The sequence below is a fragment of the Arthrobacter sp. SO3 genome (assembly GCF_020532825.1).
In the GTDB taxonomy this organism is placed as follows: domain Bacteria; phylum Actinomycetota; class Actinomycetes; order Actinomycetales; family Micrococcaceae; genus Arthrobacter.
Window position 1 is genome coordinate 1 of the sequence record NZ_MQTS01000060.1, and the last position, 15,490, is coordinate 15,490.

Sequence of the window (15,490 nt, forward strand, 5' to 3'; positions counted from 1 at the left end):
ATGCGGTCATGCTGATCTCTACTTTCGGTAGACCCCCATTTTAAGAGGGCCCACTGTCCGAGATCTCCGCGGCAGCCCAGTGTGTGGGGTCCCGGAAACGGCCTGTTCGGTTGTGTGGGGGAGCGGCTGCCTACTGCCGACCGGGTACCGCCGCGGGCCTCTTCTGGGTGTTCATCATCTTCGTCCTTCCGTCGGGTTTTCGCGTTCACCACTTCATGGTGGCTAGGGCCGCTTGCAACATGACTTGATGAATACTCTCTAGAGGAACCTGGTTTTACGGCTGGTCCGGATTCTCCGCTCTGATACCTGTTCATGCATGAGTGTCGGGGGAACGGCATGACCTGGCAACTGATCCGGAGCTGATCATGAGCTTGCTGAGGGTGGCCAGTCGGTAGGCGTCGCCGGCCTCGGAGACGAGTTGTAGGAGTTGGTGGGCCCTGCCATGGCCTTCACACCATTTAGCCCGCCGCCGCAGCCATCATTCTTCCCGTCATCGCCGTATCCGGCTTCTGGGTATCCGGCGTCGCTGTCTTCGCTGTTTTGGCGTTGGGACCTGGCCACGTTGCGCTCAGTCAGATCCCGACGATCTCGGTCTCCGCCGGCGTCAACGCGGCGAGGGCCTCGATCCAGAAGGCCGAAGCGAAGGCGCTGCGGGCCAAGAAGCGGGAAGAAGAACAGATGGCGGTCGCCTCGCAGGTGCCCGAACACAACGAGAGACCGGCCCGCCGCAGAGGCTGACCGGTCTCTTCCAGGAGCTTTAGAGCGGCTGGATGTTCTCCGCCTGGGGGCCCTTTGGTCCCTGGGTGATGTCGAACTGAACCTTCTGGTTCTCGTCCAGGGACTTGTAACCGCTGGAGGCGATTGCCGAATAGTGTGCGAACACGTCAGCGCTTCCGTCGTCGGGGGCAATAAATCCGAAGCCCTTTTCGGCGTTGAACCACTTGACAGTACCTGTAGCCATGCTTGTTTCCTTCACGGGTCGCTGGGCGGTTCCGCTTCTAGGAGTGCCGTCCCCGCCTCTCACAGGTTTGAGCCTATGTGCGGGTTCGGGACCATGGCAACAGATTGCGTTAGCGGCGGATGCTTCTGAGATCGCGGCAGCCAGCGAACCGGCGCGGTGGCCTCACCATAGCGAACTGGGGCCTAAAGGCCTTTAGTCCGGAGATTGGGTGTGAATAACGTGTTCAGGGATCCTGCTGTGGACGCCACGTTGCGGCGCACGGCCACCATTTCAGACTTCCTTGGGGGAATACTGCTAACGGGGGCCCAACCACGTCAGGTAAGAACGTTAGAAAAGAGAATGACCCTCAGCGGCAACCGATTACGACGAAGTACGTTCCAACGTCAAGGAATCACAGGACCGCTCCCTGGAGGTGCTGCAATCCGCCAACGCCCCGGATGCCAACAGCGTCGTCCGCGAGCTGGACGAATCCGACGCACTGGACGAGGCCATGACACCCGGCGGAGAGTTCGTCTCGGAGGAACTCATTGTCCAAGTCGTTCCCCAGGCCTGGGACGAGTTCACCTGCTACTCCTTTTTTCCTGGTCCGGCACCGGTCCCAGCTCGCGCGCGAAAAGAACGGCCACTCATACTGCATCGATTGCGAAGGCTAGGACGCCCCCGCTCCAGATACCGGACCCGAATCCGTCTCTATCCGTGAGCCACAGGCTCTTCGCGCCGTTCCGTTCCCTTCACGGACGGATTTTGAAGGACTCCACTTTGGCGGGATCGCGTTCAATGACCGGGTCCAGGATGTCATCCACCTGCGCCAGCAGGGCAGGGTCAAGTTTCACTCCTGCTGCGGAGGCTGTATCAATGAGCTGGTCAGGACGGGAAGCACCGACGATGGCCGCCGAGACATTGGGGTTTTGCAGCACCCAGGCGACGGCGAGGGCGGGCATGGATAGGCCGGCGTCCGCGGCGAGGGGTTTGAGCGCCTGGACACGGACTAGGATTTCGTCGTTCAAGTAGCGGTTGTCCGCTTTGAGCTTGCCGCCCTCGCCCGTGAAGCGGGATGCTGCCGGGGCAGCTTGACCGGGGACATATTTTCCGGTCAGGACGCCTTGGGCCATGGGTGACCAGCAGATCTGTCCCAGGCCCAGCTCCTCGCAGGTGGGGACCACTTCTTTTTCGATGACCCGCCATAAAAGGGAGTACTGGGGCTGGTTGGAGATGAGCTGAATGCCAAGTTCCCGGGCTAGTTCGACGCCCGCACGGATTTCCTCCACGGTCCACTCGGAGACGCCGATATACAGGGCCTTGCCCTGTCGCACGATGTCGGCGAAGGCCTGCATCGTCTCTTCCAGCGGCGTTTCGTAGTCGTAGCGGTGGGCCTGGTAAAGGTCGACGTAATCGGTCTGCAGCCGCGTCAGGGATCCGTTGATGGATTCCATGACGTGCTTGCGGGACAGGCCGCGGTCGTTCCGGCCCTCGCCCGTAGGGAAGTAGACCTTGGTGAAAATTTCGACGTTTTCCCGCCGGACACCGGCTAACGCTTCACCCAACGTGTGCTCCGCGCGCGTGCCCGCGTAGGCGTCGGCGGTGTCGAAGGTGGTAATGCCCAGATCCAACGCCTGACGGACGCAGGCCGTTGCCGCGCCTTGGTCGATCTGCTCGCCGTGGGTGACCCAGTTCCCATAGGCCAGTTCGCTGATGTACATGCCGGAGGATCCAAGTTTGCGGTATTCCATGCGCGTGTTTCTTCCATATCTTGTTGCTACAGTCGTATTCCGGTTTGCGGGTGCCATCTGCGGCACACGGGGCCTATGCCAGTGGAGTGATCGTCAGGCTCTCGAGTGTTGCGGAACCGCCGTGGGCGTAGATGGAGACTCCGGTGCTTGTTTTTTCCGGGAATATCAGGTCGGTGAGCACCAGTTCGCCGTTTTGGGCGAAGACTTCAACGGAGCAGTGGTCGAGGTAGATCTTCAGCTGGTATCGGCCGTCCCGGGCGTTGATGGGGGCGGTGTCGACGGAAGAAAATCCGTCGTGGAAGCCAGTGTCACCAGAGGCGGTCCGATCGAGGATGAGTCGGCCTTGGGCGGGGTTGATGCCGATTCGGGTTCCTTCCGTGCCGTTCCCACGAACGATGAGGCCGAATTCTTCGGCCGTCCCTGCCGTGAACTCGGCTTCGATGACCTGAACCGTGCCGGTGGCGGCAGGGATCGGGCGTGTTTCCCCGGACAGATGAAGAGGGGCGCCCTGAACTTCCGGCGCCTCATCGCGGCCTACGGCTTCCTCGACGACGTTCTGGACTAATCTGGTGCGGCCGTCAACGGTGGCCAGGGAGAGTTCCCGGGGCAGAGACATGGGGCTCCGCCAGGGTGAAGTCGGGATCTGATTGGCATAGTCCCAGTTGTTCATCCAGCCGATCATGATTCGCCTGCCGTCGGGGGCGTCGCTGAAGGAGACGGCGGCGTAGTAATCCCGTCCCCAGTCCAGCCAGTCGTACTCCTGAAGGCGGTCGGGGTCCTGTTCCCCGCTGGTGATTGTGGAGTCGGAGGTGAATTGGACGCCGTCGAAGTCTCCTGTGAAGTACTGCCCGGCTGAACCGCCGTTCGGGCCGCCGGGGTTCAGATTCACCGTCAGAACCCATTTCAACTCCAGCGGATTGCCGTCCACCGGCAAAGCAAACAGGTCCGGGCATTCCCAGATGCCGCCGGTGGCGTTGGCGGGGCCGAAATCGCTGAGGTGTTCCCAGGTTTTCAGGTCCTCGGACTTGTAGAGGACTACTTTGTAGTCGTGGGCTTCCACGGCCGCCATCACCCAGTAGGAGCCGGCCCTGCCGTCATAGCGGAAAACTTTTGGGTCACGGAAGTTGGCGGAGTTGCGGGTGAGCACGGGATTGCCAGCGTACTTTTCCCACGTGAAGCCGCCGTCCAGACTGTAGGCCAGTGACTGCGCCTGACCGCCGTGCAACGGGGAGGCTTCCTTGTAGGCGCTCGTGTAAATGGCCACAAGCGGGGGCGTCGTCTCGGTGCCGAACCCGCTACTGTTTTGGCTGTCGAACACGATGCTGCCGGAGAAGATGTCCTCCTGCTCATCGCAGGCAATCGCGACAGCCTGCTCGGTCCAGTCAACGAGGTTGTCCGACGTCGCGTGGCCCCAGGACATGTTTCCCCAGGTATTTCCGAAGGGATTGTTTTGGTAGTAGAGATGGTAGAGGCCCTGGTGGTGGATCAGTCCGTTGGGATCATTGAGCCAGGTGTTTCGGGCCGTGTAATGCAGGGCGGGCCGGAAGGTTTCCGGGTGTGTGGTGGTCACGGCCGTCATGGGAGGTGCACTCGTTTCAGATTCGGAATGGGGGAAGGAAAGGGCCGGGATATTTCTGAGATCGTCAGGTTGTCCGCGGTGCTGGAGACGGAAAGTGGTGGTCAGCTGACCAGACTTGCCCGCATTTCCGCCGAGGAGGGCAGGTCCGCACCTGGACGGCCCACGGTGATGGCGGCGGCCATGGATGCCATGCGGGCGATCTGTTCGAGGACGGGCGGAGCCAAGCCCTCGCCTCCTCTGGTCAGAAGCCCTAGGATGAGGGCCGCCATGTAGGCATCCCCTGCACCGATGGTGTCCGCGACAACGGTTTCCACGGAGGGGACACTGACTTCCGTCTCTGCGGTGAGCAGGAAGGATCCTTCTGATCCGCGGGTGACCACGACCAGATCCGTGCCGAGTCCGCGGATGTGGCGGGCAGCCTCCTCCGGCGACCTGCGTGGATACAACCATGCGGCGTCCTCGTCGCTGAGTTTCACGACGTCCGTGAGGGGAATGAGATCTTCGAAGAGGGTTCTGGCTTCGTGTTGGCTGCCGAGCAGTTCGGGCCGGATGTTGGGATCATAGGTGACAGTGCTGATGCCTGCGCAGTGCTGCAGGAGGGACTTCACGCCTGCGGCTCCCGGGGCGAGGAAGCTGGCGATGGACCCGGCGTGCAGGAGCCCGGGCAGGTACGTCGGAGCAAACGGGGCCAGTTGCCAGGCGAGGTCGAAGGAATAGGTTGCGGACCCGTCGGCGGCCAGTGTTGCCGTGGCGGTCGATGTAGCGGGGGCGGACTGGGAGCCCGGGAGTAAATGGACACCTGCGCCGGCGAGGTGGCTGCTGATGGCACGACCCCGGTCATCCATGCCGATTGAGGTCAGGAACCCTGTCGATACATCCAGACGGGCGAGTCCGTAGGCCACATTTGCGGGGGAGCCCCCCGGGTGCTCAGTGACCCCGTCCCCTGTGTGGACCACGTCGATGAGTGCTTCACCGACAACAAGTACCTCCGGTACGCCGGATAGTGCGGCAGATGGTTTCATCATGGGATTCTTTCTTTGAGTTTCTGCAGCCTGCAGCGAATCTGTTTGGGTCCGCTTCCGCGGAAAACGCGGCCAGTCCGGTGGCGGTCTGGGGGCCGTCAGGCGGCCGGTTCTGGCACCTTCAGCGCCCAATGGGATTCGCTGAGGGCGATACGTTCGCCGTTGCCGCGGCCGGTGTTCCGCGCCGTGGCATCCCTCTTCGGCGGGCGGACGGTCTGGGTCCTGCGGGCGTCGGGTACGGCGGAGAGCAGCAACTGTGTGTACGGGTGATGGGGGGCGGCCATCAGCTCGATGCTCTCTCCGCCCTCGACCAGGTCCCCGGCGCACATCACCATGGTTGTGTCCGCGATGTAGCGGGCGGATGCGAGGTCGTGGGTGATGTAGAGCATGGACACCCCGCGTTCATCGCGGAGTTTGCGCATCAGATTGAGAATTCCGATCCGGACCGAGACATCGAGCATTGAGGTGGGTTCGTCGGCCAGGATGATTTCCGGTTCCACGGCAAGGGCTCTGGCGATGGCGACGCGCTGGCGTTGTCCGCCGGACAGCTGATGTGGGTACCGGTCCAGCATCTGCTCGCCCAGGCCGACTGTTGCCATAAGTTCACGCAGCTTGAGTTTGAGGGCCCTTGGGCTGTCGTTTTCTCCGTGGAGCTGCAGGGGACGCGTCAGGAAGTGCTCGATGCGGTGTGCCGGGTTGAGGGATCCGAAGGGGTCCTGGAAGACCATTTGGACTTTGCTTCGGTATTTCATTGATGCCCCGCGCCGTTCGGTGGCAAAAATGTCTTGTCCGCCAATGATGAGCTGGCCGCCTGTGGGCTGCTCAAGGCGGGCGAGGATGCGGGCGATGGTGCTTTTTCCGCTGCCGGATTCCCCGACAAGTGCCACAATCTCGCCATGGTTGATGTCAAAGGAGACGTCGTTGACCGCGCGTACGGTCGAACGGAAGGGAAAGCTTCCCAGATGGTAGTCCTTGCTCAGGTTGCGTACCTGGACCAGGGGCGCGGTCGCTGTTTCGGGGCGGCCTGGTGAGGTGCTGCGTGCGGGGCTCATGGGCGTGACCTTTCGCGGGGGAGGACATATCCGGGTACAAGCAGGCACGCTGCGTCGTGGTTTACGGTTTTTGGGAGGAGCGGTGGCGCGACGGTGCGGCACTCATCGATCGCGAGCGGGCACCTGGGGTGGAAGCGGCAGCCGGTGGGAGGGTGTGCCATGTTCGGCGGGGCGTCGGGGAGGCCGGTCAACTCCACTCTCGGGCCGGTTAGCGGAGGGAACGCTCCCATGAGGGCGTTGGTGTAGGGGTGAAGCGGGTTCTCCAGCATGTCCTTGGAGGGAGCGACCTCGACGAGCTTTCCCGCGTACATCACGGCCATGCGGTGGGAGAGCTCGACCATGAGTGAGATGTCGTGGGTGATGAACAGAATGGAAAACCCCAGCCGCTGCTGAAGTTCTTTGATCTGGTGCATGATTTCCTGCTGAACGACCACGTCCAGGGCCGTGGTGGGTTCGTCCATGATGAGAAGTGAGGGTTTGAGCGCCAGCGCGATCGCGATCACTGCCCGCTGGCGCATTCCGCCGGAGAGCTGGTGCGGGTAGGACTTGAGGCGGTCGGGGCTGATGTCGACAAGTTTCAGCAGTTCCGCGGCCCGTTCGCGGGCAGCTTTCTTGGGCATCCGTTCATGCGTGGTGAAGACATCGACGATTTGATCTCCGATGGTCATGACGGGGTTCAGGGAGTTCATCGCGCTTTGGAAGACCATTGCCACGTCGCGCCAGCGGGTGCGTCGCAGTTCTTCTTCGCCCAGATCCAGGAGATTCCTTCCAGCGAGCTCAATGGAGCCACCGGTGATTTTAGCCGGGGTCTGCAGGAGCCGCATGACCGCGTTTGCGATGGTGGACTTGCCACAACCTGATTCGCCGGCGAGGCCGAAGACTTCTCCTGCACCGATGTCGAAGCTGACATCGTCAACGGCGGTGACATTTCCGCTTTCTGCCGCGTATTGGACCTGCAGGTTTTTCACGCTCAGCACGGGAGCGGCGGCGGTACGGCCGATGTTTGCCCGGTCCTGTTCAGTCAGGGTTTCCATCTGTCAGCCTTTCTTTTCCACGCGCAGGCGAGGGTTGGTGATTTCATCAACGGCGTAGTTGATCATGGCTAGGGCAAATGCGACGACGGCGATGGCTACGCCCGAGGGCAGGAGGACCCACCAGTCGCCTGTCATGAGGGCGCCGTCGTTGTTTGCCCAATAGAGGTTGGTTCCCCAGCTGACGGACCCCGTATCGCCAAGCCCCAGGAACTCCAAGCCTGCCTGGGCGCCGATGCCGTAAATGACGCAGCCGAGCAGGGTGCTCATGACGATGGAGGCCATGTTGGGCAGGATTTCCCGGAACATGATGCGCCAGGCTTTCTCACCGGTTACCACGGCCGCGGCGACGAAGTCCTTGCTGCGCAGAGACAGAGCCTGGGAGCGGAGCACCCGGGCACTGCCTGCCCAGCCGGTGATGACCAGGACGATGACGACCGTGGCGGGTCCCGGCGGCAGGAATGCGGCGAGAACCACCAGGAGCGGAAGTCCAGGGATGAGCAGGAAGATGTTGGTCAGCAGCGAGAGTACTTCGTCGATGGCTTTGCCGAAGTACGCGGAGGCGATGCCGACCAGACAGCCGATGAAGGTCGCCGCTATGCCGACGGTGAATCCGACCGTCAGTGAACTTCGCGATCCCCACAGCGTCAGAGCCAGGACGTCCTGGCCCTTGGAAGTGGTTCCGAGCAGGTGGTTCCCTGATGGCGCCAGGGATGCTTCGGGGCCAAAATCGGAGGGGTTTCCCGGTGCCAGGAGGGGTGCCAGCAGTGCCAGGAGGGCAAATACGACCAGGATGGCCAACCCGAAGAGGGCCTTCTTGTTCGTGAGGATGCCGTGGACGAACCCGCCGTGGGCCACGCGTCCGCGGACCGGAGGTTCCGGTACTTGAACGGTGGGGTTGACTGCCGTGGTGGTCGCGGTAGGTGTTGAGTCTGTAAGTGACATGGGGGACCTGTTTCTAGCTGACCCGGACCCGGGGGTCCAGCCTTACGTAAATGATGTCGACCAGGAAGTTAGCTGCCAGCACGGCGGCGGTGATGGTGAGGAAGATGCCTTGCGTCAGCGGGTAGTCCAGTGCCTGGACGGAGGTCAGGAGCTGGTAGCCGATGCCCGGGTAAGCGAACACGGTTTCGGTGAGGAGAGCGCCGCCGACGACGAAGCCTAGGGACATGCCGAACGATGTTACGGAGGGCAGCATGGCGTTGCGGGCAGCGTACTGGAACATGATTCGTGCCGGACGGAGTCCCTTGGCCCGGGCCATTGTGATGTAGTCCTCAGCGGTGGTGGCGATCATCGTGTTGCGCATTCCCAGCATCCAGCCGCCGATGGAGACCAAGACGATGGTCAGGGCCGGGAGGATGAGGTGAGCGGCTACGTCGTTGATGTATTTGAGGGAGAACGAGGGGCTGAGGCCTGTGGAGAAGGCATGGCTTAGAGGCAGCCAGCCCAGGGTTATCCCGAACAGATAGAGGGCGGCCATGGCCAGCCAAAAGTAGGGAAATGATCCGACGAAAATCAGCAGCGGGGGGAAGACGGAGTCCAGGAATTTTCCGCGCCGCCACGCTGCCAGAATGCCGAGGAAATTGCCAAGAATGACGGCAATGATCAGGGAGGTGCCGCCGAGAAGGAGGGTCCATCCGATCTGTGATCCGATCACCTCCGAGACGGGGGACGGGAATCGGGACAGCGAGATGCCCATGTCCCCACGGAAGATCTTGCCGATGTAGGCGATGTACTGCTCCCATAGGGGCCGGTCGTCCAGGCCGAAGAGCCGCCGGAGCGCATCCACCTGGTCCGGGCGCATCTGGGACTGGACTTGGGAGAACATTCTGCTGACGGGGTCCCCGGGCATCAGTCTCGGGAGGAAGAAATTCAGGGTGATGCAGGCCCAGAAGGCGATGACGTAGAACCCCAGGCGGCGGAGGAGGAATACCATGATTCCGCTTCTTTCTTGATGATTGTTGCGCCGCCCGGGGTCGGTCCGGGTCCGGCAGGTGGTAAAGGTGTTTTGTGTGGGGGCTTTGGTGGCTGTTCGGGGCCGGTTGCCCCGAACAGCCACGTGAGGCCTACTGGGCCGGCTTGAGTGAGGTCAGGACCAGAACTGTGGTGGCGGAGCGGGCCGACAGCGTTGCATACGGGTTATCGCTGCTGGGCCAGCCCGTGAATCGCTGGTCGGTGTAGGCGCCCCACGCCGGGCCCGAGAACAGCGGAATCACCGGGGCCACATCATTGAACCGTGCCTCCAGGGAGTGGACGAGGGTCTTCTGCGCTGCCGGGTCTGCCGTTGCTGCGAGCTTGTCGAGCGTTGCGGTCGCTGCCGGGTCGCCGAACCGGTGGTAGTTTTCGTTGGCCTTTTCGCCGACCGGCACAACGACTTTCTGTGACATTACGCCGCGGTAGAACTCGAAGGGCGTCGCGGCGCCGTTGCTCCAGACGATGCCGCTGTCGAAGGATCCGTCCGTGTAGCCGGAGACGACCTGGGACCAGTCAGGGGAGCTGACTTCGACCTTCACGCCGAGTTTTTCCATGTTCTTGGAGATGATCTGGCCGACGGAGAGCCAGTCCGAAGATGCCGAGCCGACAGAGAACTTGAACTGGAACGGCTTGCCGTCCTTGAGGGTGCGGATACCGTCGGTTCCCTTCTTGTAGCCGGCGTCATCGAGCATCTGGTTGGCTTTATCCACGTTCAGCTTCGTCCAGTCGCACTTGTCGACGACGCTCTGGTCGCGCCAGGTGTTATAGGCGTCGCTGAGGCCGGTGCAGTCGGCAGGATGGGTGTAACCGGACATGCCCAGGCTGGCGACCTGGTCGCGGTCCACGGCCATGCTGAGTGCTTTGCGTACGACTGCATCATCAAATGGAGCCTTGGTGGTGTTCATCTGCCAGTTGATCGTGCCACCGGTGGTGGGGTACCAAAAGTGCCGGTGCGCCGGATCCTTGTCGATAAAGGTTTTCTGGACGTTGGGGATGAACTGGTCGCTCCAGTCCACATCACCGTTCTGCAGTGCGAGATTCGCCCCGGAGTTGCCGGCGAATGCCAGCATCCTGATGCCAGCGAGCTGCTGCTTCTCGGGCTGCCAGTAGTTGGGGTTCTTGTCCAGTTCGAATGACTGTGTCTGGAAATTGGAGACCTGCGTGTAGGGGCCCGTGCCTACCGGGTTCTCGTTGGTGGCCTTTGCCGGGTCCGCGATCTGGGACCAGACATGCTTAGGGGCGATGACCTGCTGGCCGACTTCGTAAAGTCCGGGAGCGTAGGGCTTGTTGAAATCGAAACGGACAGTGTGCGCGTCGACGGCGGAGACCTTAGCCAGGTAGTCAAATCCGCCTTGGATCTTCATCTGAAGTTCAAAGGTGTACACAACATCGTCGGCGGTCAGAGGCTGTCCGTCTGACCATTTGACCCCGTCGCGGAGCGTGAAGGTGGCTCCCTTGCCGTCTTCGTCTGCTTTCCATGAAGCGCCGAGCCAGGGTACCGGTTCCCCTTTGACAGGGTTGACGATCAGCAGGGGCTCGAAGACCGACTCTTTCGTCATCGGAAGCGCTTTCGGGGAGAACGGGTTGAAGTTGCTGGTGAACGTAGCGGTGTCCTCCCGGGGGATGGTCAGGAGCCCGTTGGAGGCGCTCCCACCATTTGTTGTGCCCCCGGATGTGTTTCCGGCCCCGCAGCCGGTAAGAGCCAGTGCGCCGATCGCCAGTGTGGCTGCAACAACCGACAGTGACCTTTTGGGGTGGATTTTGGGCATGAGGGAGCTCGTTTCGTCAGTGAAAGGGAGATGGGTTAGCGGATTGTGGAAGTCAGGATGCCGGGACCGGCAGGCGCACGGATGTACGCTCCACCAAAGGGCATTCGACTATGTGTTGGAGAGGGGCCAGATCGCGGTTCGCTGCCAGTTTGGCCAGCAGCGCGACGCCGGTTGCCCCCATTTGCCGGAACGGCAGCGCGACGGTCGTCAGGCTGGGACGCAGGTAGTTGGCGATAATTTCCTGGTTGTCGAAGCCAACCACGGAGATGTCGTCCCCAATACGAAACCCTCGTTCTTTGATGGCGTCGTAAGCGCCCATGGCCATGCGGTCAGTGGCGCAGAAGATCGCAGTTGGTGGCCGGGCACCATCAAGGAGGGCAGCTGCCGCACGGTAGCCCTGGTCTGCCTCGCCGTCCTCGTTGATGACCAACTTCTCGTCCAGGCCTATACCGGCCTGTTCAAGGGCGCGGATGTAACCGGACCGGCGGCCGATGGCTGCTGGGATGACGGGATCAAGGTTGATGAATCCGATCCTGTCGTGTCCAGCCCCGATGAGCCTCATGGTCGCTGCATAGCCACCTTGAGCCTCGTCAGGAATGACGGAATGGAGTTTGGCCGCCTCATCAAAACAGTGAACCAGGACCGTCGGCACCTCGTCTGTAAGAGCAGGCAACCGCACACCCCTATGCCAGCTTGTTGCATAGATCAGACCCTCGACACGGTGCTCGAGCATCGTCTCGATGGCCCGCCGGTCGGAGTCGATGCTGCCGTCGGTGCTGGCTATGAGAAGCGTCTTACCCTCCCGCGCGGCCTGTTCCTCGGCGCCCCGGACGATGTTGGCGGCATAAGGCGCGATCACGATTTCCGTAATCAACCCGTAGAGCTTGGTCTGCTTGGACGCCAAAGCACGGGCTCCCGCGTTCGGGCGGTAGCCCAATTCGGTTACGGCCCGGTGGACGCGGTCACGGGTTTCTTGTGGAATTCCGTTTCCCGTTTCACCATTCAGGACAAAGGAAACAGTCGTCCGAGAAACTCCGACATGGTTCGCGACATCCTGCATCGTCACTTTGGCCTGCCGTGGGTTCGTCTCCATTGACCGTCCGATGTCTCGTAAAGGGCTGAATTTTGAGTGAGAGTCTAGCTGAATCTACTGATGCGCGTTACTAACGCGCGTTAGTGGATGTGAGATATAACATATCCTGCGTTTGGTTGGGGTGTCAAGGCTGTGCGTGAGCGACCGGCATGGTGAGCGCGGGGAGGGCGCACGGGCGCCATGTTCGGGCCCGTGCGTCGTTGCGGTCACCCTCTGAAGCGCGCCACCGGGCATCGGGGATCGGATCCCGCGGCGCAGTACTCTTGGCCCGAATCCCGGTTACGGCGCGGACTTCACATCCAGGCACCCGAAAACGCGGAGGACGTAGCACCGGATCCTAATCTGCATATTCTGCAACCGGATCACTTCAACACGACACAATGTCCGCTATCAGTCGCCTGGCGCCAGCCAGTCGAGCATCTCTTGGCCGGGGAAGAGGCGGGCTTTGCGGTCGGCTCCGCTGCGCCGTTGGTGGTCCGCGTTCACTTCCTGGAGACCGGGCTGTCGGTTTGTCATGCAGTCCCGCTCGTTTCTTCGTGAGACGTTCTGGGTTCAGCGGGAACGTCTCCGGGAGTCCGGGGCCCGTCTCCGCTGGTCGTTCCGCTGAACACTGCGACGAGCACGCTGGCGGTTCTGGCGCCGTGGACGAGGTTGTGGGCCGCAGTGGGCGCGCATGGGCGAGGAACTATATACCCTTCAGGTATGCCAATCCCCGGACTTTGGTCTTAGACAGTATCCCTAGGTCGGCGCAACACTGGGAGGATACTCGCGACCGAAAGGTATCCCATGTCCGTATCAGTGGAAACTTCCGCAGGATTTGCCGATTCGTCCGGGGACGTCAGCGTCCCTGCCCGGAAGCCGCACCTCGCGCAACGCACCCTCGCCGCGCGCCCTTCGGAAGTCCGCAAAGTGTTCAGGGCCGCCCAGCGGCCGGGCATGATCTCCTTTGCCAATGGCGCGCCGTACCTCGGTGCCCTCCCGTTCGACCGGATCGCGGCAGACGCCCAGCGTATCCTGCTCGAGAGCGGGGAGCGCTCTTTCCAATACGGCTCCAGCGACGGCATCCCTGAACTCCGCGCCCATATTTCCGAACTCATGAAGCGGGAGGGCATCAACGCCGGCCCGGACCAGGTCATCGTGACCTCGGGAAGCCAGCAGGCTCTGGACGTCGCCGCCCGCGTCCTAGTCAACCCGGGCGACGTGATCTTCGCCGAGGCCCCGTCCTACGCCGGCGGCATGGCCGTGTTCACCAGCTATGAGGCCGAAATTGTCCATGTCCCCATGGACGCCGACGGTCTGGTTCCGGAAGAACTCGAACGGCTTATCGGCGAAGTCCGTGCCGCCGGCAAGACGGCCAAGGGCCTCTACACCATCCCCAACTTCCAGAACCCCGGCGGCGTGAACCTCTCGGCCGAACGCCGCCTGGTGGTCGGGGAGCTGTGCCGCCGCAACGATCTGCTGATCTTCGAGGACAACCCCTATGGGCTCCTCGGCTTCGACGGTGAAACCATGCCCGCCATCCAGCCTGATTTCGAGGACATCACCCTGTACTTCGGGTCCTTCTCCAAGATGATCGCGCCCGGGCTCCGCGTGGGCTGGGTGTTGCCGCCGGCGTCGCTATACGCCCACCTGCTCAACGCCAGCGAAACATCGCAGCTCAACCCGTCCGTGTACTCACAGCAGCTCATCAGCGCCTACCTCGAGGACCCCGCCTGGGAGGACAAACTGGCTGAATACCGCGGCATCTACCGGGACAAGTTCACCGCCCTGGTGGAAACCCTGGCGGAGGTCATGCCCGTCGGCACCACCTGGAACACACCCACTGGCGGCTTCTATCTCTGGGTAAAGGTTCCGGAGGGGATCGACACCGAAGCCCTCGTCTACCATTGCATCGAGCGTGGCGTGGTGTACGTACCTGGGACCGCCTTCTACACCGACGGCAGCGGCCACAGCGAACTGCGGATGTCTTTCTGCCTGCCATCCCTGGACGATATCCGCAAGGGCGCCGCCATCCTCGGGGAAGTATTCAGCGCGGCCATCGACGCAGCCCGCTAGGGCGTGTCTCCCAAATAGGCTGACCGCTGGCTGGAAAACTTGGGGACGTGTCTCGTTTCCAAGTTTTTACCGATGATCAGTGGGCCCGCGTTGAGCCGTTGTTGCCCAGCTCCGATGGCCAGCGCGGGCGCCCGTTCCGGAACCACCGCCAGGTCGTGGAGGGCATCGCCTACCGGTACCGGTGTGGGATTGCCTGGCGGGACCTGCCGGAGCAGTTCGGTCCGTGGCAGACGGTGTGGAAGCGCCACCGCCGTTTCGCAGCAGACGGGATTTGGGACCGGATCCACGCCGTGCTGTTGACCCAGGCCGACGCCGCCGGGGAGATCGACTGGACAGTGTCGGTGGACTCAACGATCAACCGCGCCCACCAGCACGGAACCAACCTTCCCCGCAACACAGGGGGACGCTCCGAATTACAAGAAACTCTGGACCGAGCCTGACGACCACGCCGTCGGGCGTTCCCGGGGCGGGCTGAGCACGAAAATCCACCACGCCTGCGACGGGAAGGGCCGGCCCCTGGCGTTCATCATTGGACCGGGCCAGGGCTCGGACTCACGGATGTTTCCCCACGTCATTGACGCCATCAACGTCCCGCGCGCCGGAACGGGACGGGCGCGGACCCGCCCTGACGCGGTGATGGGCGACAAGGCCTACTCCTCCAGGGCCAACTGAATCGCACCGGGTTTGATGGAGACATCGATTACCCGGAAGGATGATTCCCATGCCAGCACAGCGAAAATACCCAAACGAGTTGCGTGAGCGCGCAACGCGGATGGCCATTGATGCAAGGAAAGACCCTGCGACCAGGACCGGCGCGTTCCGCCGGATCGGCGAGCAGCTCGGGGTGAATCCCGAAGCGTTGCGGACCTGGGTGAGTCGGGCCGAGATCGACGAGGGCCTGCGTCCGGGATCGACCACTACGGACTCGGACCGAATTACTGAACTCGAGCGTGAGGTCCGCGAGCTGCGCCGGGCGAACACGATCCTGAAGCAGGCCTCGGCTTTCTTCGCGGCGGAGCTCGACCGCCCGTCGAGGTGATGTGCGCTTTCGTGGACAAGCACCGCGATGAACACGGGGTCGAGCCGATCTGCAAGGCGCTGCAGATCGTCCCGAGCACGTATTACGCCCGCCGGTCCCGGCCGGATGTGTGTGATCGACTATTCGTAGGCCGTTTCAGCTTGGAAATCCTGCCGAGTTGGTGGCTGGTTTCCTGCCAAAGAGCG

At 62.2% G+C, this 15,490-nt stretch carries 13 protein-coding genes, 3 pseudogenes and 1 other annotated feature; of the genes and pseudogenes, 5 read left to right on the plus strand and 11 right to left on the minus strand.

The features are described 5' to 3' along the window. Positions 1-540 precede the first annotated feature (540 nt). The gene (locus BJQ90_RS06610) at positions 541-738 is read left to right on the plus strand and encodes a hypothetical protein (RefSeq protein ID WP_226759505.1); all 198 of its coding nucleotides are present in this window, start codon (positions 541-543) and stop codon (positions 736-738) included. A gap of 19 nt (positions 739-757) precedes the next feature. Here the strand turns inward: BJQ90_RS06610 and BJQ90_RS06615 are convergent, their stop codons facing one another. Beyond that, positions 758-961 (minus strand): cold-shock protein, encoded by a 204-nt coding sequence (locus BJQ90_RS06615; RefSeq protein WP_091256599.1) that lies wholly within the window; start codon positions 959-961, stop codon positions 758-760. 406 nt (positions 962-1,367) lie between these two features. Here BJQ90_RS06615 and BJQ90_RS06620 point away from each other — a divergent pair. Next, a pseudogene (locus tag BJQ90_RS06620) lies at positions 1,368-1,614 on the plus strand (DUF4193 family protein). Positions 1,615-1,692: 78 nt separating this feature from the next. Here the strand turns inward: BJQ90_RS06620 and BJQ90_RS06625 are convergent. The 10 genes from BJQ90_RS06625 to BJQ90_RS22450 all read right to left on the minus strand — a co-directional run bounded on the left by BJQ90_RS06625 (position 1,693) and on the right by BJQ90_RS22450 (position 12,727). Continuing rightward, the gene (locus BJQ90_RS06625; RefSeq protein ID WP_226759506.1) at positions 1,693-2,691 is read right to left on the minus strand and encodes an aldo/keto reductase family protein; all 999 of its coding nucleotides are present in this window, start codon (positions 2,689-2,691) and stop codon (positions 1,693-1,695) included. A gap of 73 nt (positions 2,692-2,764) precedes the next feature. Continuing rightward, a complete protein-coding gene (locus tag BJQ90_RS06630) occupies positions 2,765-4,270 on the minus strand; it encodes a glycoside hydrolase family 32 protein (protein WP_226759507.1) in 1,506 nt (501 codons plus the stop codon). Positions 4,271-4,371: 101 nt separating this feature from the next. Further along, positions 4,372-5,292: a carbohydrate kinase family protein gene (locus BJQ90_RS06635; RefSeq protein WP_226759515.1), complete on the minus strand. Its 921-nt coding sequence runs from the start codon at positions 5,290-5,292 to the stop codon at positions 4,372-4,374. A 98-nt stretch (positions 5,293-5,390) separates the two neighbouring features. Then, a complete protein-coding gene (locus BJQ90_RS06640) occupies positions 5,391-6,344 on the minus strand; it encodes an ATP-binding cassette domain-containing protein (protein WP_226759508.1) in 954 nt (317 codons plus the stop codon). Then, positions 6,341-7,378: an ABC transporter ATP-binding protein gene (locus tag BJQ90_RS06645; RefSeq protein ID WP_226759509.1), complete on the minus strand. Its 1,038-nt coding sequence runs from the start codon at positions 7,376-7,378 to the stop codon at positions 6,341-6,343. The genes BJQ90_RS06640 and BJQ90_RS06645 overlap by 4 nt, the downstream gene beginning before the upstream one ends. A 3-nt stretch (positions 7,379-7,381) precedes the next feature. Continuing rightward, positions 7,382-8,320 (minus strand): ABC transporter permease, encoded by a 939-nt coding sequence (locus tag BJQ90_RS06650; RefSeq protein WP_226759510.1) that lies wholly within the window; start codon positions 8,318-8,320, stop codon positions 7,382-7,384. A gap of 13 nt (positions 8,321-8,333) precedes the next feature. Next, complete coding sequence (locus BJQ90_RS06655; RefSeq protein WP_226759511.1) at positions 8,334-9,311, minus strand: ABC transporter permease; 978 nt, start codon at positions 9,309-9,311, stop codon at positions 8,334-8,336. A gap of 130 nt (positions 9,312-9,441) precedes the next feature. Further along, the gene (locus BJQ90_RS06660) at positions 9,442-11,118 is read right to left on the minus strand and encodes an ABC transporter substrate-binding protein (RefSeq protein WP_226759512.1); all 1,677 of its coding nucleotides are present in this window, start codon (positions 11,116-11,118) and stop codon (positions 9,442-9,444) included. 52 nt (positions 11,119-11,170) lie between these two features. After that, positions 11,171-12,211 (minus strand): LacI family DNA-binding transcriptional regulator, encoded by a 1,041-nt coding sequence (locus tag BJQ90_RS06665; protein ID WP_226759513.1) that lies wholly within the window; start codon positions 12,209-12,211, stop codon positions 11,171-11,173. A gap of 390 nt (positions 12,212-12,601) precedes the next feature. After that, positions 12,602-12,727: a hypothetical protein gene (locus BJQ90_RS22450; RefSeq protein WP_264197025.1), complete on the minus strand. Its 126-nt coding sequence runs from the start codon at positions 12,725-12,727 to the stop codon at positions 12,602-12,604. A 270-nt stretch (positions 12,728-12,997) separates the two neighbouring features. Here BJQ90_RS22450 and BJQ90_RS06670 point away from each other — a divergent pair, with 270 nt between their 5' ends. From BJQ90_RS06670 to BJQ90_RS06680, 3 genes and pseudogenes are all read left to right on the plus strand, one after another. Next, positions 12,998-14,266 carry a PLP-dependent aminotransferase family protein gene (locus BJQ90_RS06670; RefSeq protein ID WP_226759514.1) on the plus strand — a complete coding sequence of 423 codons (1,269 nt, stop codon included), beginning with the start codon at positions 12,998-13,000 and terminating at the stop codon, positions 14,264-14,266. A gap of 47 nt (positions 14,267-14,313) precedes the next feature. Further along, positions 14,314-14,926: pseudogene (locus tag BJQ90_RS06675) on the plus strand (IS5 family transposase); the annotation flags it as partial. Positions 14,927-15,038: 112 nt separating this feature from the next. After that, positions 15,039-15,406, plus strand: a pseudogene (locus BJQ90_RS06680) (transposase); the annotation flags it as partial. Then, positions 15,266-15,379: a sequence feature (AL1L pseudoknot), on the plus strand. (Overlaps the previous pseudogene by 114 nt.) Positions 15,407-15,490: the final 84 nt, after the last annotated feature.